The following is a 20431-nucleotide window of genomic DNA, read 5'->3' on the forward strand; positions in this document are numbered from 1 at the left end:
GAACACTTTTACCACTTGATAAATAAATTATACTATAAAAAACTATTATTGAGAGGGTATAAATGCCACATAATCATAATATTTCAAAAAATATCTGTCCATTTGCTAAACACTTTTTTAGAACTGAGTCGAGCAGCGGAATTATGTTAAATACAGCAAAGATATCACCTGAAAAATTTAGCATAAGCTATCCATTCATAGCAAATCCAAATAAGGATCAAATAATAAATAAGATAAATACTTCTATTATAAATGAAGTAAGCAAACTTTTTACATCTCAAGTCCTATTCCCAGAAAGAATAGATTTTAATGAAATTTTAGGTACTTATGACGTAATGTTAAATAAAAACGGTCTTTTAAGTATACTGTTCAATATGTATACTTATGTAAATAAGGCTGCTCACGGATTTACAGCTTATTCCTCCATAACATTAAATGTTAATACAGGACAAATATACAACTTCAACGATTTATTTAACCCTAAAATCTATTATGTAGGTTTTTTAAATGAGCTTGCTAAGCAATATATTAAGAACAATAACATTACACTGATAAATGAGTACAAAGGTATAACTCCAGATCAGCAGTATTACCTTACTCCTAATTCACTAGTACTTTATTACCAAGTTTACGAATACACACCTTATTACTATGGAATTTTTGAAATTGAATTGCCTTATAGTAAAATAAAAAATCTTTTGAGTCCAACAAGTCCAATAAATGCGCTTATATCGTAAAAACCAGGGCCATGCACCCTGGTTAACTATTTACCCCTATTAAATTTTGAAAATTAAGATATTATTGTAATTCTTTTTTACTTTTCTTTTCATATGATCCATTCATCTTTATTAATTTATTTATTACATTTTCCCGTATAACTGGACTATTTTAAGTATTACTTCTACAGCTTTTTCCATAGAATACACGGGTATGTACTCAAATTTGCCATGGAAATTATGTCCTCCAGTAAATATATTTGGTGTAGGAAGTCCCTTAAAAGATAAGCTAGCTCCATCTGTACCACCTCTTATAGGTTGAACTTTTGGAACTACATCCACCGATTTCATCGCTTCAAAAGCGATATCAACTATATGTTTTACAGGCTCAATTTTTTCCTTCATATTTTTATACTGGTCTTTTATTTCAATTTTAACTATACTTTTGCCATATTTCTTGTTTAAACTTTCTGCAGCACCAGTTATAAATTGTTTTCTTTTTTCAAAATTTTTCTCATCAAAGTCTCTTATTATATATTCAAGCTTTGTTTGCTCTACTCCACCATTAAGTGCAACTATATGATAAAAGCCTTCATAACCTTCTGTAGTTGATGGGGTTTCATTTTGTGGAAGCATACTCATAAATTCCCCAGCAATAAGCATCGAATTTATCATTATTCCTTTTGCGCTTCCTGGATGAACATTTCTTCCACTAATAATTACTTCTGCACTTGCAGCATTAAAATTTTCGTATTCCAATTCTCCAAGAGCTCCTCCATCTACCGTATAAGCTGCATTTGCATTGAATTTTTCAACATCAAAATGATCTGGCCCTCTTCCAATTTCTTCATCTGGCGTAAATGCAACTTTAACGTTTCCATGCTTAATTTCTGGATTTTCTATTAAAGTTTCTAAAGCAGTAATAATCTCAGCAATTCCTGCTTTGTCATCAGCACCTAAAAGAGTAGTCCCATCTGTAGTAATAAGTGTTTTACCAACATAGTCTTTTAATTCTGGAAAATCCTTTGGAGAAAGAACAATATTTTTTTCTCCATTTAAAACTATATCCTTACCATCATAGTTTTCAATAAATTTAGGATTTACGTTCATTCCTGAAACTTCTGGACTTGTGTCCATATGTGCAATAAATCCTATGGTAGGAACTTCTTTATCAACATTAGATGGTAACGATGCCATTACATATCCATTTTCATCTACTGAAACCTCTCTCATTCCTATTTTCTTTAGCTCTTTTGACAATTCTTTTGCCAGCACCATCTGTCCTTGCGTAGTAGGAACTGTATTCATTTCTTCATTTGATCTAGTATCAAATTTTATATATTTAGTAAATTTTTCTACGACCTTAGACATGTTCAGCCTCCTTATAATATCTCCAATTTGTTAAAACTATATATACATATATACTGTATCACTTTTTCAAAGTATGATAATCATCCTAAAGTATTACTAGGTAGGATGAAATTTATCATTTAGCTAATCATACTTTAGGATGATTGTATATTTAAAAAAGTTATGTGAAAAGTTTCTTATATAAAACTTTTCACATAACCTTCTCTTAAATAATCCCTATCTCTTTTGCCTTCGCTACAGCTTCAATTCTATTTCGCACACTCAGCTTACTAAATATGTTTAATATATGACTTTTAGCAGTACTTTCTGTAATAAATAATCTCTTTGCTATTTCTGAATTTTTGGCTCCTTTTTCTATTAGCATTAACACTTCTCTTTCTCTTTTACTTATTATTTGGCTATCTTCCTTAGTTGAATACAAACTTAGTATTTTATTTAAATAATCCCCCATTTCATAATAATCCTTGTTAAATTTCATAGACTTAATAGTTTTTATCAAGATTTTTCTTGCCTTTGTCTGCTTTATTAAAAATAACCTGACAAAACCACTCTTATATCCAATTATTAAAGCTTGTCTTAAATCCTTTGTGGCATTTTCGTATTGATCCTTTTGTGAAAGAATTTCTGACCTAAAAATATAGGCTCTTATAATTAAACTGTTACTATTTTTCTCTTTATCAGAAGCTAAAATCTTATTTAATAACATTAATGCATCTTCATTTTTCCCTTTACACATGAGTATTTTAGAAAACACAACAAGTTCTTCTGCAATTTTAAAATCCCTTTTTGCAATATACTTTTCTACACATTTAATTCTGCCATACTCTATAAACCTCTCCATTTCCAGCACTTTGAAATGATCTTTTAATTTATAAAAATAGTATTTATCTGCTAACTTATTGTTCTTATATTTTTTAGATAATTCTTGTACTTTTTCATAAATCTTATTTAATTCACTCTTTTGATTCTTCTTATTATTTTTAAGGACTACTCCAGAATATACATAATACCCTATAAATGCCGTATAAAAATCCCATTCTTCAACAAGCTCTAATCCCTTAAATACGTACTCCTCTGCTTTTATAATATAATTTTTTTCATAATACACTAGTGCTAGTGCTACATAAAAAATTGACATCAGTGAAGATTTTTCTAAATCATTACTTATAGTACTATTTAAGCATGTATTACATATATTTTCGCATTCATTTAATTCTCCTTTAAGTAACTTTGCAAAAATAATTATTCTATTAGTCATTAAATTCAAAGTATTATCCTTATAGGATTGACTTAAAATTATTGATTCATGAAAAAACTTTTCTTCTAAAACAAAATCCTGTAGATAAAAATATACTATACCTGATTTTAGATTTATTATTGTATGCCAAAACATGTCTTTTCCTAAATAATTCAAAGCATTTTCATAATATGAAATACTTTTTTTATAATCTAATTCGATATAACTTTTATCTCCTCTAATAATATACAATATACCTAAGCATTCTTTCTTGTAATCTTCATCAGTACAACTCTTCAGTGCTTTTTCCGCAAACTCTAAATATTTCTTATAATTGATGTCATCATATATATACGTATACATATATATGATACAAAACCTAGCATTTTTTACAATAACATCTTGTGGTATGTTTTTTAACCAATTTTCTACATAAAAATATTCATTGATAAAAGTCTCTTTAATACATTTATCTTCAATTACTTCTATTGCTTGCTCATAGTTTTCTATGCTTATATACTGATTAACAGCATTATTTATACGTCCATTATTTTCATACCATTTAGCGGCTTTATTGCTAGCTTCACGCATTTCTTCCTTATTTATAACATTTGCTTTACTCATTAAAAATTTCTTAAAAAGTATATCATATTTAAATAGTTTTCCATCATAATCCAATTTGTTAATAAACAAATTTTTATCATATATTTTTTCTAAAATTTGCTGACTATTTTTCATACAACTAACAGCATTGCATAACTCAATATTTAATTCATCTAAAATACACGTTTTTAATAAAAAATCTTTAATTTCTTCTGATTGCCTATTAAAAATTTCTTCACAGAAATAATCCTGAATATACTTATTACTTTCAATAAATTTTTCATTCATTTCCGTTACATTTTTTCTTTCTTTTATAGATAATACCGTCATTTGAATTCCTGCTATCCAGCCCTCTGTATACTTATTTAATATTTGTACACTTTCCTTTGGCATTGTAATTTCTATATTGGTTTTTATAAACTCATCTGTCTCTTCTAATGAAAAACTAAGATCTTCTTTATCTATCTCCGTTACTTCTCCATCCAACCTTAGCTTAGAAATATTTATGCTCAGCTTTGTCCTACTTGTTATTATAATATGAATATTATCAGAAATACCGTCAATAAAGTGTTTTATTTCCACAAGTACATCCTCATTCTTCACAAAATGTAAATCATCTATTACAAGTATTAAATCCTTATTTACAGATGAAATACTAGCTAATGCCATATTTACTACTGATTCACTTGATATGTCTTGGTCTTGAATGAGGTCTGCTTGTTTGCAATTCATATCATTGTTTTTAAACTTTTCAATAGCTGTAATAATTGATCTCCAAAAAATATTTAAATTGTTGTCCCTTTCATCTAAAGAAATCCATACTGTATTATGATCTAGTTTTCTTGAGTATATCCATGAAATAACAGAAGTAGTTTTTCCACTGCCTGCTGCTGCTGCTATAATTGTAAGCTTAGTTTTCAAAACTTCATCTAGCTTACTTAAAATTTTTTCTCTGTCTATAATCTTACATTTCTTTTTTGGAATTAAAAATTTAGTATTATTGTATTTACAATTTAATAACATTTTTCTATGCTCCCAAACGTTTTTTATGTTTCTGTAAATAATTGAATTATCTTCAATATCACTTCTACAGATTTTTCCATAGAATAAGTTGAAATATATTCATATTTGCTATGAATATTATGAACACCATTAAAGATATCTGGTGTGGGAAGTCCCATATAAGATAACTTAGCTCCATCTGTTCCTCCCCTTAGTGGTGTTACATCTGGAAATACATTTACTTCTTTCATAGCTTGGATAGCTATATCCACAATATATTTTTCCGGTTCAATTTTTTCTTTCATATTTCTATACTGCTCAGTTATTTCAAGCATCACTATGTCTTCACCATATTTTTTATTTATAGTTTGTACTACACTAGAAATAAAACTTTTTCTTTTTTCAAAATTTTTATTATCAAAATCTCTTATTAAATAATGGATTTCTGTCTTTTCTACCTTGCCGTTAATAAATGAAGGATGATAAAAACCTTCAACTCCTTCTGTATTTTCAGGAGTCTCTTTTTCCGGAAACATACTCATAAGCTCTGTTGCAATTCTCAATGAATTTATCATTCTCCCTTTAGCTTCACCAGTATAGGTATTTTTCCCATTTATAGTTATTTTAGCACTTGCTGCATTAAAATTTTCATATTTTAAACTTCCAATGGATTCTCCATCTATTGTATAGGCTAAATCAGCCTTGAATTTTTCTACATTAAAATATTCTCCTATTTTTCCTACCTCTTCATCTGTAGTAAATGCTATTCTTATAGGCCCATGCTTAATCTTAGTATTTTGTATTAAAAACTCTACAGCAGTAATAATTTCTGCTATACCCGCTTTATCATCTGCTCCAAGAAGAGTAGTTCCATCCGATGTAATTAAGGTTTGACCTATATAATTTTTTAGTTCTGGAAAGTTTTTAGGAGAAAGTACTATATTTTTTTCCTCATTTAAAATTATATCTTCACCATTATAGGCTTCTATAAATCTAGGGTTTACATTAGCACCTGAAACTTGAGGATGAGTATCTATGTGAGCAATAAACCCTACTACTGGTACATCTTTAGTAATGTTTGCGGGAAGCGTTGCCATTATGTATCCATGCTCATCCAAGCAGATATCTTCCATGCCAATATTTTTCAATTCCTTTGATAATTCCTTAGCTAACTCTAATTGACCTAGTGTAGTGGGAACTGTTATGGAATTTTCATCCGATCTAGTATCATACTTCACATACTTTACAAATCTTTCTACAACTTTAGACACTATCAATTTCTCCTTAAAATAATATTATTATAAATGCAATCCACCTAAAGTATGATTACATTTATAGGATTTCCTTCTAAAAATCTTTTTAAGTTTTCCACAGCAATATTTAGAAGTCTCTCTCTTGTTTCCTTTGCTGCCCAGGAAATATGTGGAGTAATTATACAATTTTCTGCTTTTAAAAGAGGACTTTCTTTTTCTATAGGCTCCCTAGAAGTTACATCCAGTGCAGCACCATATACTTTTCCAGTATTTAATGTATGAGCTAAATCTTTTTCTACAATTAAAGGGCCTCTAGCATTATTTACTATTATCACTCCATCTTTCATACGTTCTATAGATTTACTATTAATTATACCCTTAGTTTCTTCAGTTAATGGACAGTGGAGGAAAATTACATCTGATTTTTCAAATACATCATTTAGCTCTGCATGTTTTACATTTTCACTCTCCAGTACCTTATTTTTATGTCTACTATATGCAAGTACTTTCATTCCCATAGCTTGAACTATTTTACTAGTTGCTTGCCCTATTTTTCCATATCCTATTATCCCTGCTGTTTTACTACCTAATTCCATAAGTGGTTTTTTCCAGAAACACCATTCTCCAATTTCATTCCACTGTCCCTCCTTTACAGCCTTATTGTGAATTGATACATGATTTGTTAGTTCAAGCAAAAGTGATACTGCCATTTGTGCTGCAGCATCTGTGCTGTAACTTGGAATATTTGTCACTACAACGCCAAATTTTTTTGAGGCCTTTATATCTACAACGTTATATCCTGTTGCAAGTACTCCAATATATTTTAATTTAGGGCAATTTTTAAGTACATTTTCGGATATTGGAGTTTTATTTGTAAATACTATTTCTGCATCCTTAATCCTCTCAATTATAAGATCATCATTGCTATTATCAAATATGGTTTTGTCATAGACAGTTAAATCCCCAAGCTTCTCTAAAGATGACCAGTTTAAATCACCTGGATTTAATACATATCCATCTAATATTACAATTTTCAAATATACCACTTCCTCTATGTAAATTATACTTTTTAGTATAATACTTCTTCAAATTAGAATCATCATAATAATTTAATTTTATTTTGAAATACTATATTTGAAAGGAGTGATTTTAATGCCACTTACAACTGTAAAAGCTGTAGTTGAAAAAAAGATGGAATAGCAGTAGAAGCACATTCTGGTGGATTTAAAGTATTGCTGGATAAAACTAAACAATCAGGCGGCACCAATAAAGGTATGAACCCTGCCCAACTTTTATTATGTACTTTGGGAGGATGTCAGGCAATGTCTATAGCATCCTATGCAAATAAATATGGAGTAGATATAAAATACTTATCAATAGAACTTGAAGGTGATATGGATTCAAATACCTCTCCAAGTTCTTCTACCTCAAGATCTGGATATCAGGATATAAGATTTAAGGTTAACATAAGAACTGATTCACCAGAAAATAAAGTAAGAGAACTTGTTGAATTTGTTGAAAAAACATGCCCTATGGGAGACAGTATAAGAAATAGCGTACCAATAGAACCAGCTAAAATTTCAATAGAAAAACAAATGCACTATATGGGTAGTTTATAGTTTATAAGCTTAATAACTAAACTTTCACAATTAAAAATATTGCGTCACAATATTTTTGAGAGGACAGAGGACAATTGACAGAGGACAGTGAAGGATGATTTTTCTCTGCTATGCTACGAAAAATCTTCAATTTAAAAGAAACCTATGTTCTTTTGTTTTTCATGGGTACTCTTTTAGTAAGTAATTATCTGAAAATCATAGATTTTAGATACCTACTTAAGCGATGTTTTGCTTTAGCAAAACAAGCTTAAAAATAAATTAGTTTTCTGACGTAAGGAGGAAAACTCACCTTCATTGTCCTCTGTCCTCTGTCAATTGTCCTCTTGAAAAAGTTGCTTCGCAAAATTTTTATACCCTTCCTATTATTGATACATCACCAGTATCAATAATGCTATTTTTATATTTTTATGTTAATATAAGTATACAAAAATAATGAAAAAATCTTTGTACCATTTTTACGAAATAGGAGTAATTAGTATGACGATACGCCATTTAAAAATATTTATAACTGTATGTGAGGAAGGAAATATGACTTCTGCTGCAAATAAATTGTTTATGACACAGCCTTCCATAAGCCAGGTTATTAAAGAACTTGAAAATTATTATGAAGTTGTCCTTTTTGAACGTTTATCTCGTAAATTATATATTACTTCATCGGGGAAAAAATTATATCAATATGCCAAGCATATCATCAAGCTTTTTGATGAAGCAGACAATGACCTTAGGCAAAATTCTCTTCAAAAAAAACTTATAATAGGAGCCAACTATACGGTTGGTGTTGTTTTAATACATAAATATATAAAAAAGTTTAATAAGTTATATCCAAATTCAGAAATCATGGTAAATGTAAACAAGTCCTCTATTCTCACAGAAATGCTTAGGAAAAATGAACTAGATCTTGCCCTTATTGAAGAAGTAAAAAATAAATCTGATTTGGTAGAAGACGTTTTTTATAATGATCACATTGTGGTAGTTGCCCATCCGAAGCATCACCTATTTTCAAAAAAAGAAGTAACTGCACATGATATAGTTAATGAACGACTCTTATTAAGAGAAAAAGGCTCAGGTGTCAGGAATCTATTTGAATTAAGAATGAATGAAATTGGATTATTTTTTAAGCCTTATTGGGAAAGTACAAGCACCACAGCTTTAATTAATGCAGCCGAAAATAATATTGGAATTGCAGTACTGCCTTCTCAACTAATCAAAGATCACATTGCCTCAGGTTCTCTAAAAGAACTAAAAGTAAAAGATATGGATTTTAACAGAAAACTAACTATTGTATATCACAAGAATAAGTTATTGACAAGTGCTATGAAAGATTTTATAAAGATATGTCATGAACCATAAAATATCATATCCTTGAGAATTTTAATACACATTTGTATCTTTAAAATTCCCAAGGACTTTTACTTACTTTTGAAATGATTTTATGTAATTTACACAGCCATCATAACGGATGTAGCTTTAATAACAGCTTTTGCTTTAACTCCAGGTGCAAGTCCAAGATCTTTCACTGCAGCCATTGAAATAGTAGAAGTAATTGTGTTTCCATCATCAGTCTTTAAAGTAACAACTGCGTTTACTGCACCTTCCTTAACAGATTCAATTTTACCTGCTATTTGATTTCTTGCACTGAGTTTCATATCTCCTATACCAATCATTACCTCTGTAGCCTTAATTACAGCAGTTGCTTCTTTTCCTGGAGCAAGTCCAAGATCCTTTACAGCTGACATTGAGATAGTAGAAGTAATAGCAGCACCTCCATTGGTTTTTAAAGTAACAACTGCATTTACTGCACCTTCCTTAACAGATTCAATTTTGCCTGTTATTTGATTTCTTGCACTAATAATCATTTTTTCCCCCTATCTTGCCACAATAAGCGACATAAAGTATTAATATTTACTATGTTTCCATAATATCACACAATCTGTCATAAGTATAATTGTATAATGTTATATTTATCATAGCTAAATACCTATACATAATTTAATATTTAATTTTCCATTTAATTATTATTTAACTGATATAACTGATTTTACAGCATTTTTTATCTCTTCATATCCAGTACATCGACAAATATTAGACTGAAGCCACTCTTCTATTACATGATCATTTGCGTCAGGATGTATATTCGCTAAAGCATGGCAAACCATCAAAAATCCTGAAGTGCAATACCCACATTGGAACCCCCAATTATCTACAAAAGCTCTTTGTATTGGTACATTTCTCAAACCTTCAACAGTAGTTATTTTTTTACCTATTGCCTCAACTGCCAGCATTAGACAAGATTTTATTGGCCACCCATCTATAAGAACAGTACATGATCCGCAATCTCCATTTTCACAACCAGGCTTAGCACCTGTGAGCCCTAGTTCATTTCGAAGTATATTTAATAAAACATCTGAGGGCTTTACAGCAACTTCTTTGTCTTCTCCATTAACATTTAGAGTTATTATGGTCTTACCTGAGATTTTTAGCATTTACTCACCTCGCAGTTTTTCTAAAACTTCCATAAATATTTTTTGCAGCATAAATTTCCTAAAGTCAGCAGATCCAACTATATCATTTAATATGGAATCTGGCATATTGTCTATTGCATTGTTAATTCTTATATTACTTGATAAGTTAGTGTTATTTAAGCAATCTTCTACCATAGGAGATCTAAAGGGATAGCTGGAAATCCCACTAAAGGCTATGTTTATTCTATTATGATCTTTAAGTGCTGTTATAGTAACTAAAGGATAGTCTATCTTATCACTTTTAGTTCTTTTTATATGTAAATATGGTAGTGAAAGAAAATACTTTTCTACTATTACATTTACTATAAACTCTCCACAAGCAAGCTTCATTTTCCTATCAAATATATTCTTTAATAAAACTTGCTTTCTACCATTGGGACCTACTATAACCACTTCGCTATTTGATACTAAAAGTGGCAGCACAGCTTCCCTGTATATAATTGTTCCACATATATTTCCTCCTAGTGTGATTTTATCCTGTATGGTATGGTCTGCAATTCTCTGTACCGTTAAAGTAAGTAGTGGAAATAAATTTGCCTCAGCAATTTGCGTAAGTGTAATAGCAGATCCGATAATTAGTTTATCATCCATCAACTTCTGAACATTACATTCAGAAATTCCTTTTATATCAATTACTGCTTCGGTGTGTACATTATAAGCTCTTGACATACTTATAATCTCAGTTCCACCACCGTAATACAAAGGCTTCCTCCCTTTTTCATTTAATTCAATATATAATTGAACAGCTTCCTCAACTGTTTCAGGTTTATAATATTCAAAATCAAAGGGTATCATATTTTCCTCCAGTCTTAGCCTTCCAGATTACTTCAGGTGTTATAGGTAGTTTATCAAACTCATAATTAGCTGCATGGGATATGGCATTTGCAAATGCAGCTGGAATTGCTATTATACCATGTTCTGCAAATCCACGTGCCCCAAAAGGGGCATCAACCTGGGGTGTTTCAACAAACTCAATTATATATTCTGGGTTTTCACCAAATCGCATTGGTTTATAAGTGCGCAGTGTAGTAGTTTGAAGCTTACCATCAATATCATAGATAAAAGCTTCCCTTGTTGCTAATCCAAAGCCCATATTTATTCCTCCCATTATAAGTCCTCTTGAAGTTTTGGGATTAATTACTTTACCTGCATCTATAACAGTAAAGGCTTTCAAAAGTCTATATGTAAACTTTGTAGGATCATACTCAATTTCAACTGCTTGAGCACCTACGGTCCAGGCCGGTCCAGGTTTACCTTTTCCTGTCTCCTTATCTATATCCGTAATATGGTTCATTATGTAACTTCCACGTCCAAGTATTTGCCCCTCAATTGAAAGACCATTTGGATATTTGTAACCATAGACCAAATCCTTAAATAACACATATATTTCTGGATCTTGCCTTAAATAAACTTTTTCTTCTGCAATCTCTAAATCCTCTGGAGGACATTTCATAACAACAGCAGCCAGGCTTTTAAGCTGCTTTATAAGATCCTCAGCTGCTCTAAGTACTGCCTTTCCTGCCATAAAAGTTGTCATACTTGCAACGGTTTTCCAATGTTCCGGCGAAACTTGAGTGTTTACCCCCATCATTACATGAATCCTGCCTACATCCATTTTTAACTTTTCCGCAAGTATTTGAGCTAAAGTTGTCTTTGAACTGGGTCCAATTTCAACTGCTCCACAATTAAGGTTTATACTTCCATCTGTATTGAAACTAAGAAAAGCTCCAGAAACAGCATTAGTAGGTGAATCAGATGTTTTCCAAAAGCATCCTATGCCCTTTGCCTTTATCATGCCTTCTTCTGTTTTTATTACTTGACCTTCACCCCATTTTGCTAATTCCTTTAATTTTATCAAACAATCTGATAGTTTACCTATATTGCTAATAGTTGTTTTTACTTGTGTTGGCGTATACTGACCAGGCTTTATAGCATTTTTAATTCTCAATTCTAAGGCATCAATTCCAAGCTTTACTGCCAATTTATCTATTATTCTCTCCATGCAGAAAGTATATTCTGTATGACCAAATCCACGATATGAAGTAGCATAAGTATGGTTAGTATAAACACATATCGAATTGCACCATATATTTTCAATATTATATGGTCCAGAACAATCTATAGTTATAGACTTAGCCATACGCGGGCCAATATCAGCGTAAGCTCCTCCATCAACCCTATATCTAGCTTCAAGAACTTTAATAATCCCATCTTTTGTTGCACCTATTTTTAAGTCTGCCTCAACTCCAATTTTACAAGGTGAAGTTTTAATATCATCTTCTCTTGAGTTAGCTATTCTAACTAATCTACCACCCACAGCTTTTGAAGCAAGATATGCGATAATTTCTAGCTGCATAGGTGCTTTACCACCAAACCCCCCTCCTACAAAAGGTACTTTAACAATTATATTTCCTTCTGGTATATTGTAATATTTACTTAAAAGCTTTTTAACAGAATACGGTCCTTGTGAAGAAGTATAGATTATTACTCTTCCATCAGGCATAATTTGCGCTCTAGCATTTCGAGTTTCCATTGCAATATGGTCTGATTGTGGGAGTGAAAAATTTCCTTCTACTATAACTTCACTTTCTGCCCACCCCTTTACCACATCACCTTTCCTTATTTGGATTCGATCTGAAATATTAGTGTTTTGTTCAGGATATACATCCTTGACTGCATGTTTATATTGATATAAATTCTCATGTACAAGAGCTGCATTTTGCTTTAAAGCATCACTTATTGAGTTAACAACAGGCAGCTTATCATATTCTACTTTTATTAACTTTAAAGCTTTCATTGCTTGCTGCTCACTATTTGCAATAACTACCGCAACAGGTTCTCCATAGTAGCGAACTTTCTCTCTTGCTATAGGAGGCCTATCTTCTATCACTGTTCCACAGAGCACAGGAAAATAATTTCCTGTTATTACTGCCTGAACACCTAGAGATTTCCTTGCTTCTGATATATCAATCGATTTAATCTTTGCATGTGCATAACGACTTGTAAGTATTTTGGCATGTAAAGTACCTGGAAGAAGTGTATCGTCAGTATATTTTGCTGCTCCTGTAACTTTATCAAATGCCTCTTTTCTTGGTATATTTACCCCAATTCCAGTCATACTTTCCAAGTACTCCTACCTCCTTCTAAGAAAATTTATCCGATGACTACCTGCTCTAACACTCCCACGCACACAGCGAAAGCGACTATCACCAAATCAAAGATTTGGGATATCTGCTTTTCTCCAAGTATACGTTGCGAGCAGCTACATCCCTGAATAACAATTTCTAAGCATCAAGTGGAGTCAAAACTCCATCTGATGCCAAGAACTCTGTTTATCTCATAAACTTAATTCATATTGATTAAAAACTAATTATATTTTTTCCTAATATTCGTAGTTTATTCAATGTTTGTTAAACTACATTTTAATAAGTAAGCTACTTAAAAGTAAAGAAATAACCCCAGTTTAAATCTAAACCGGAGTTATTTCTAAAATTCTCACTTAGATGGCTTGAATGTTGTACAGCAAGTATCATCACTAGTATTAGGGTCTTTACCTTGCATTGGATTAACTTCTAAAGACTTAGCATTACAACAGTTGTTTTTCCAGTAATTGCAACAATCAACACTACATTTAACTTCCATTTTTGGTGCATCCATAATTAAATTCCCCTTTCAATATATAAGTTATATAATGTAGTGTGACCTAAAATATAAATACTATTCCTTCATACTCCATTAAAACTTCTCCTTTACATTTCTAAATGTACTTTTATTTTATCATAGGAATAAGGGAAAATAACTTTATAAATCCATAAGAGTTTCTAACTTAAAAATAATACTACTTATTTATGTCAAAGGTAATTCTCTCTTTTCCATTCACATAAATATCTGTCTTTTTAGGTTCAGTTTTTGAAAGTATTTTACCTTTTCTTATTGAATATAGTACCTCAGACTGTTTTCTTATAACATCATATTCATCTTTTTCATTTAATATAATGAGATTAGCAGTATTTCCTTCCTTTATTCCATAATCATCTTCAATATGCATTGTCTTTGCGCTATTTTTTGTTATGAGATCAATAGAATTTACAATCTGATCATAACCCATGAGCTGGCATACGTGTATACCCATTTGAAGTACCTGAAGCATATTACCTGTTCCCATTGGATACCATGGATCACATATATCATCGTGTCCAAAACATACATTAATGTCTGCATCTATCATCTCTTTAACCCTTGTAATTCCCCTTCTCTTAGGGTAATTATCAAATCTTCCTTGAAGATGGGTGTTTACTATAGGATTAGATATGAAATTTATATTTGACATCTTTAAAAGCCTAAAGAGTTTATAAGCATATGCATTATTATAAGAGTGCATAGCAGTAGTATGACTTGCCGTAACCTTTTCTCCTATTCCGTACTTATATGCCTCTGCTGCAACTACTTCCACAAATCTAGACTGCTCATCATCAATTTCATCACAGTGGACATCAACCAGTTTATTGTACTTTACTGCAAGTTCTATTGCCTTTTTTACAGAATCCACTCCATATTCCCTTGTAAATTCAAAATGTGGAATAGCCCCTACTACATCTGCCCCAAGCTTTAATGCTTCCTCCAAAAGTTTTAATCCACAGGGAAAAGAATTTATACCCTCCTGTGGAAAAGCAACTATTTGTATATCTACAAATTCTTTCATTGCTTCTCTTACTTTAATTAAAGCTTTTAATGCTGTAAGATCTGGATCTGTAACATCTACATGAGTTCTTACATACTGTATTCCATTTGCTATCTGCCATTTAAGTGCAGTTGTAGCCCTTTTTATAACATCTTCTTCTGTAAGCATTTTTTTTCTAAGTGCCCAGGTTTCTATTCCTTCAAAAAGAGTTCCACTTATATTCCATTTTGGCTCTCCTGCAGTAAGAGTAGTATCAAGGTGAACATGAGGTTCAACAAAAGGTGGAAGTGCTAAATTTCCATTCCCCTCAATTATGTTTTTGTCTTCTTTTACTATATTTTTAGAAATTTCCTTTATAACTCCATCTTCAATTAAAATATCATATATTCCATCTTTATTTCTAAGTCTTACATTTTTAATTAACATGCTGCGCTTCCTTCCTATATTATTTGTTCTTTAAAAATATTTTACTACTTATAAAATACAAAATTGCCGAAATTATAATTATAGGATAAATGGCTCCTATGGTTTTGGTAAACATAGGTAAACTCTTCATAAATAAAAATATAATAACAGAAATTATCCATACACTAATGGTAACAAGGTTAAATCCAGATTTATACCAATACTTACCTTTTTCATCATCAAATTGTTCTGCAGCATACTGTTTTTTTCTAACCAAATAGTAATCTGTTATCATAATTCCAAAAATGGGTCCAAATACCATGCCTATATAATCAAGAAACATTTCAAAGGAGTCTAAAAAACTAGAAGCATAAATTGGAACAACTGTCAACAGAGCTGCAAGTATTGTAACTGCAAAAAGAGCTGTTTGAGATTTTATTTTCTTATTTAAATTTGTAACAGAAATTCCTGCTCCCATAAGATTTATTGCATTTGCTGTAGTACTCGTCAATATAATGACTAAAAGTGCTATAACTCCAAGGCCAAGCTTGCTTACAATAGTGCTTGGATCAGAATTGTTAGGATCATATACTCCTGTTGTAACTGCTGTACCAATTGCTCCAATTATGCCTACAAAAGCAAACCAAAATAATCCAACATTTGCCCCAATTATAGGAGCTACTGTAGATGCTTTTTTACTCTTACTATATCTTGTAAAATCTGCAATAGCAGGAACCCATCCCAAACTAAAAGCAGCCATAGCATCAAAAGCAGAACCAATGTCCATAACTTTCCCAGAGGGGGGCCTCCAAGCTATAATTTTACTTAAAGGAACCTGTTTTAAAACAACTGCTGTTTCCCATACTCCTAAAATTAATATAAATACAACTCCTATTTTTTCTACCATTTTTACAGACTTATGTCCTGTAGCAATGGATATAAGATGAAGTATGCTCATTACAGCAATTCCTATAAGCATCGTTTTTTCACTTCCGTTTGAGCCATAAGCAGGAAGTCCAAATATATCTTTTAATATAAAGCTTATAGAAATTGCAGCTATAAAAGTATTTACAGCCGTCCACCCTATAAATTGAGTTATGTTGAGAACAGATGGTAGAAAACTTCCTCTAACACCAAAAGAGGGTCTTGTAAGCGCCATAGTAGATGTTCCAACTTTATATCCTATAAAGCCTATTAAAGCCATTATTATATAGGCAATTGGATTTGAAACCAAAGTTACCAGCACAGCTCCACCAAAAGTAGCCCCTGCTACAACTCCTCCAACATACCAGGTTCCGTTGTTTGCATTAGCACCAATCCAGGTTGTTAGCATATCCAAAAAACTTATTGTTCTTTCACTCTGTGGTACAGTTTCAAGGGCAGCATATTCCTTATGTATTTTTTCATTTGTTTCCTTGTTATCCATCAATTACCTCCTAAATTAATAATTTTTTCTTCATATTATATCATGTTTTTTAAAAAATTATATATGTTTTTTGATAATTTAATAAAACAGTTCTGCAACTATAAATTTAATTTTAAGAATTTTACCTTATGCTATAAAAATTATGATATTATTAAGGAATAAATAATAGGCTAAAAATACCATATTATAAAGGAGGACATACTTATGTTGGAATATAATATACAAAAAATATTGAATAATTTTATGATAGATTATTATGGAGTTGCAGATATAAGTAAATATGAAAATGAACTTGTAAAATATGGGGGATCTCTTGTAAAAGGTTATCCAAGAGCTATTTCATTAGGTATTGTATTTCCATCTACTATTGTAGATCATTTAAACGATGACTCCAACAATATTACTAAATTGGAATATGAAAATTGTTATAAGACTATAAATGCCAGATTAGATAATATAGCATCTATAATAAGTTCCTATATAATAAGAAAAGGTTATAAAGCTTTGCCTATATCTGCAGCAGAAAGAGTAAATAGTGATTATATAAATGCAGCCTTTTCACATAAACTTGCAGCAAGACTAGCAGGACTTGGATGGATAGGTAAAAGTTGTTTACTGATTACCCCAAAACATGGCCCAAGAGTAAGATGGGTAAGTATATTAACTGATTTACCATTAAACCCTACAGGTAAAGAAATAGAACAAAAGTGCGGTGAATGTATGGCCTGCGTGAAAATATGTCCGCAGAAAGCATTCTATGGTAAAAATTATATAGAAGGTGAAGATCGTGAAAAAAGATTCGATGTAAAAAAATGTGACAGTTATTTTAGTGAAATGGAGCATAATAAACAAGTACCTGTCTGCGGCATGTGTGTGTATATATGCCCTTATGGTAGGAAAAATAATAAATAACTCAATTTTCGCACATATAAAGTTTGGGCTTAATATAAAAAAATTGCGAAACATTTTTTAGAGGACAATTGACAGAGGACATAGGACAGTTAAGGTAAGTTTTCTTCCTTATGTCAGAAAACTAATTTATTTTTTTAAGCTTGTTTTGCTAATGCAAAAAAGCTTAAGTAGGTAACTAAAATCTATGATTTTCAGATAATTACTTACTAAAAGAGTATTCATGAAAAACAAAAGGACATAAATTTCTTTTAAGTTGAAGATTTTTCGCAGCGCAGCGGAGAAAAATCATCCTTCACTGTCATCTGTCAATTGTCCTCTGTCCTCTCAAAAGCTTTGCTTCACAATATTTTTAAACTGCGAAAGTTGAGTAAATAATCTGTATGAGTTTAAAATTTTAATATTGATAAAATACTTAATTTAAGTAAATACTATAGAGAAAGCAATAAGCTTTATCCGATGACTACCTGCTCTAATACTCCCACTTCTTCAAGCGTGAGTAAAGAGCAGTTACGTCCCTGGATAACGATTTCTAAGCATCAGGTGGAGTCAAAACTCCATCTGATGCCAAGAACTCTGTTTATAGTATTTACTTTTTTATTTTTTATATATTTAAGCTTATCATTTATAGGAGGGACTTGTATGGATAACAATAAAAATAGGATGAAAGATAGGCCTAAGTCTAATGCTGAGATGAGAAAAATGCACTCTGAAGCAGGATCTGAAATAGGTATTGAACGCGGTAAAAAGATAGGTTCTCATTCAAATGGCAAAAAATATACAAAAAGATCAAAATTATCTCATAACAAATAGCACAAATACTTTATTATCTATACTAAAATGTAAAGATAAACAAGTTTATGAGAATCATTTAGCTGACCACAAACTTATTATATGATGGAGGTAATATTATGAGTAAGAAAAATTCTTCTAGTAAAAATTACAGTAATACACAATCTCCTACATCTAAAAATTATACTAAAAATGTAAAAAATAAAGCCATAAAAAACAGCCCTTATGGAAAAAATGAACCTTCTACCCATACAGAGTACAAATAAGCATTAAGTTGTTTTTCCTATGGAGTTTTTAACTTGAAAATAAACTTATGCATAGAAATATTTCACAATAAACAAGTACATTTAAATATTTTGTATATAAGTCTTGACAGAAAATTTGTAGAAAAATTTAGGCCTTTTGAATTATCTGAGGTACGAGTTTTGAAAAAGCCTTAGGTTTTCTTAAATTTTCTATTTATTCTGTTTAGACTTATCAAAATATTTAGCCGTACTTGTGATTGTAAAAATATTCGAAGTATAAGTTTATTTTTCATTTAAAAACTCTATATTTACTTTTGAAAGCTCTTATACCAATTTTCATTTGAAGTGATTGAATATTAAAATTATAATATTTATATTATTATCTTCAAGAAAAGATGTAATAAAATGACTAATTATAGAATGAATACAAAATGTGTACAGGCAGGCTACAGACCAGGCATTGGTGAAACCATTGCTAATCCTGCTCTTACCGTACTAGATATCGAGAAATTTGCAAATACTGCTCATACACATGGTGTTCCTGCAGAGTTAATCCATATAAGCTACGGCATTGAAGACAAGGAAGATTTAATTTCTGATATTTCACAAGCACTAGATTGTATTAAATAATTTTAATCACAAAAAGGGATCGGTCAAATGTATTAGCCAATCCCTCTAATCTTTATAAATTTGTTTTAACTATGTGAAACTACATACTTAAAACAAATTGGTACTTATTTTTGAAAATTCTTGCCTGAAACCTCCACACTTTGCATTACTATAAGGGCATCATCATCTATGTCATTTACTATGGACTTCAAGCGTGATATCTCAAGTCGTGACACTATTACAAAAATCACATTAGTAGGGAGATTAGAATAGCCCCCTTCTCCTTTTATAAGAGTTATTCCTCGTCCTGACTCTTTTAAAATCCTATCTTTTATTTCTTCATGTTCGTCTGAAATTATCATAACTGACCTTGACTCATCAATTCCTTGAGAAGTTACATCTATAGCTTTAGATGCTATAAAATAAGCTACTAATGAGTACATTGCTCTGTCCCATCCAAATGCAAAACCTGCACTCCCAAGTATAAATACATTAAAACACATTACTATTTCACCAACAGAAAAACCACTTTTTTTATCTAAAAATATAGCTACAATTTCCGTTCCATCCGATGACCCTCCGCTTCTTATCATAAGTCCTACACCTATTCCAAGTATTATACCCCCAAATATAGCTGCAAGAAGTGGGTCATTTGTTACCCCTATTTTAGGATTAAATACTGATGTCATAACTGAAAGTGAAATTACTGAAAAAAATGTGGCAATTGTAAAATCTTTGCCAATATTTTTGTATCCTATAATGATAAAAGGAATATTAAATAATAGTATAAATACTCCAAGAGGTATTGATGTAAAGTGACTTACCATAATGGATATACCACTTATTCCTCCATCAATAACATCATTTGGTATCAAAAAGAATTTCAATCCTACTGCATCCAAGCACGCTCCCACTAACATTAACAATATTCTTATTGCAATAGAAGCTCTTCTATTATGTTTTTTTCTCATAGTACCCCTCCATATGCATTATTTTCTTTTGCCCTATAATAATTTTACCATTAATTTTATTAATTGCGCA

Annotated in this window: 19 protein-coding genes; 7 read left to right on the forward strand and 12 right to left on the reverse strand. The window is 30.9% G+C overall.

Going from position 1 to position 20431, the window contains the following annotated elements; all coding sequences use genetic code 11:
* The first annotated feature begins 62 nt into the window (after positions 1 to 62).
* Positions 63 to 737 (forward strand): DUF3298 and DUF4163 domain-containing protein, encoded by a 675-nt coding sequence (locus tag WY13_RS07055; protein ID WP_063554987.1) that lies wholly within the window; start codon positions 63 to 65, stop codon positions 735 to 737.
* Positions 738 to 860: 123 nt separating this feature from the next.
* Here WY13_RS07055 and pepT (WY13_RS07060) read toward each other — a convergent pair whose 3' ends face one another.
* The 4 genes from pepT (WY13_RS07060) to WY13_RS07075 all read right to left on the reverse strand — a co-directional run bounded on the left by pepT (WY13_RS07060) (position 861) and on the right by WY13_RS07075 (position 7219).
* On the reverse strand, positions 861 to 2087 hold the full coding sequence (gene pepT / locus WY13_RS07060; RefSeq protein WP_063554988.1) for a peptidase T: 1227 nt from the start codon (positions 2085 to 2087) through the stop codon (positions 861 to 863).
* 205 nt (positions 2088 to 2292) lie between these two features.
* Positions 2293 to 4950, reverse strand: a complete 2658-nt coding sequence (locus WY13_RS07065; RefSeq protein ID WP_063554989.1) for a LuxR C-terminal-related transcriptional regulator — start codon at positions 4948 to 4950, stop codon at positions 2293 to 2295.
* Positions 4951 to 4973: 23 nt separating this feature from the next.
* On the reverse strand, positions 4974 to 6200 hold the full coding sequence (pepT, locus tag WY13_RS07070) for a peptidase T (RefSeq protein ID WP_063554990.1): 1227 nt from the start codon (positions 6198 to 6200) through the stop codon (positions 4974 to 4976).
* 44 nt (positions 6201 to 6244) lie between these two features.
* Positions 6245 to 7219 carry a D-2-hydroxyacid dehydrogenase gene (locus WY13_RS07075; protein WP_063554991.1) on the reverse strand — a complete coding sequence of 325 codons (975 nt, stop codon included), beginning with the start codon at positions 7217 to 7219 and terminating at the stop codon, positions 6245 to 6247.
* Positions 7220 to 7414: 195 nt separating this feature from the next.
* Here WY13_RS07075 and WY13_RS07080 point away from each other — a divergent pair, with 195 nt between their 5' ends.
* Both WY13_RS07080 and WY13_RS07085 read left to right on the forward strand, forming a co-directional pair.
* Positions 7415 to 7801, forward strand: coding sequence for an OsmC family protein (locus WY13_RS07080; RefSeq protein WP_082848419.1), 387 nt, complete (start codon positions 7415 to 7417; stop codon positions 7799 to 7801).
* Between the two features lie 477 nt (positions 7802 to 8278).
* Positions 8279 to 9151, forward strand: coding sequence for a LysR family transcriptional regulator (locus WY13_RS07085; protein WP_063554993.1), 873 nt, complete (start codon positions 8279 to 8281; stop codon positions 9149 to 9151).
* Between the two features lie 89 nt (positions 9152 to 9240).
* Here the strand turns inward: WY13_RS07085 and WY13_RS07090 are convergent, their stop codons facing one another.
* From WY13_RS07090 to WY13_RS07115, 7 genes are all read right to left on the reverse strand, one after another.
* Positions 9241 to 9657: a TOBE domain-containing protein gene (locus WY13_RS07090; protein WP_063554994.1), complete on the reverse strand. Its 417-nt coding sequence runs from the start codon at positions 9655 to 9657 to the stop codon at positions 9241 to 9243.
* 159 nt (positions 9658 to 9816) lie between these two features.
* Positions 9817 to 10284: a (2Fe-2S)-binding protein gene (locus WY13_RS07095; RefSeq protein WP_063554995.1), complete on the reverse strand. Its 468-nt coding sequence runs from the start codon at positions 10282 to 10284 to the stop codon at positions 9817 to 9819.
* A complete protein-coding gene (locus WY13_RS07100) occupies positions 10285 to 11118 on the reverse strand; it encodes an FAD binding domain-containing protein (RefSeq protein WP_063554996.1) in 834 nt (277 codons plus the stop codon).
* On the reverse strand, positions 11105 to 13441 hold the full coding sequence (locus tag WY13_RS07105) for a xanthine dehydrogenase family protein molybdopterin-binding subunit (RefSeq protein ID WP_063555085.1): 2337 nt from the start codon (positions 13439 to 13441) through the stop codon (positions 11105 to 11107). Before WY13_RS07105 ends, WY13_RS07100 begins: the two co-directional genes overlap by 14 nt.
* 377 nt (positions 13442 to 13818) lie before the next feature.
* The gene (locus WY13_RS20460) at positions 13819 to 13980 is read right to left on the reverse strand and encodes a DUF1540 domain-containing protein (protein ID WP_082848420.1); all 162 of its coding nucleotides are present in this window, start codon (positions 13978 to 13980) and stop codon (positions 13819 to 13821) included.
* A gap of 181 nt (positions 13981 to 14161) precedes the next feature.
* Positions 14162 to 15430 (reverse strand): cytosine deaminase, encoded by a 1269-nt coding sequence (codA, locus tag WY13_RS07110; RefSeq protein WP_063554997.1) that lies wholly within the window; start codon positions 15428 to 15430, stop codon positions 14162 to 14164.
* A gap of 19 nt (positions 15431 to 15449) precedes the next feature.
* Positions 15450 to 16835: a cytosine permease gene (locus WY13_RS07115; RefSeq protein ID WP_063554998.1), complete on the reverse strand. Its 1386-nt coding sequence runs from the start codon at positions 16833 to 16835 to the stop codon at positions 15450 to 15452.
* 204 nt (positions 16836 to 17039) lie between these two features.
* Here WY13_RS07115 and WY13_RS07120 point away from each other — a divergent pair, with 204 nt between their 5' ends.
* The 4 genes from WY13_RS07120 to WY13_RS22180 all read left to right on the forward strand — a co-directional run bounded on the left by WY13_RS07120 (position 17040) and on the right by WY13_RS22180 (position 19411).
* Positions 17040 to 17747 carry a 4Fe-4S double cluster binding domain-containing protein gene (locus WY13_RS07120; protein WP_063554999.1) on the forward strand — a complete coding sequence of 236 codons (708 nt, stop codon included), beginning with the start codon at positions 17040 to 17042 and terminating at the stop codon, positions 17745 to 17747.
* A gap of 639 nt (positions 17748 to 18386) precedes the next feature.
* Complete coding sequence (locus WY13_RS20905; protein ID WP_153042973.1) at positions 18387 to 18557, forward strand: hypothetical protein; 171 nt, start codon at positions 18387 to 18389, stop codon at positions 18555 to 18557.
* A gap of 98 nt (positions 18558 to 18655) precedes the next feature.
* A complete protein-coding gene (locus WY13_RS21340) occupies positions 18656 to 18802 on the forward strand; it encodes a hypothetical protein (protein WP_192845000.1) in 147 nt (48 codons plus the stop codon).
* A 384-nt stretch (positions 18803 to 19186) separates the two neighbouring features.
* Positions 19187 to 19411, forward strand: a complete 225-nt coding sequence (locus WY13_RS22180; protein ID WP_063555000.1) for a PLP-dependent transferase — start codon at positions 19187 to 19189, stop codon at positions 19409 to 19411.
* A 104-nt stretch (positions 19412 to 19515) separates the two neighbouring features.
* On the opposite strand, the gene WY13_RS07130 is transcribed toward WY13_RS22180, so the two are convergent.
* Positions 19516 to 20361, reverse strand: a complete 846-nt coding sequence (locus WY13_RS07130) for a YitT family protein (protein ID WP_013238569.1) — start codon at positions 20359 to 20361, stop codon at positions 19516 to 19518.
* Positions 20362 to 20431: the final 70 nt, after the last annotated feature.

This window comes from Clostridium ljungdahlii (genome assembly GCF_001636845.1).
GTDB classification, from domain to species: domain Bacteria; phylum Bacillota; class Clostridia; order Clostridiales; family Clostridiaceae; genus Clostridium_B; species Clostridium_B ljungdahlii_A.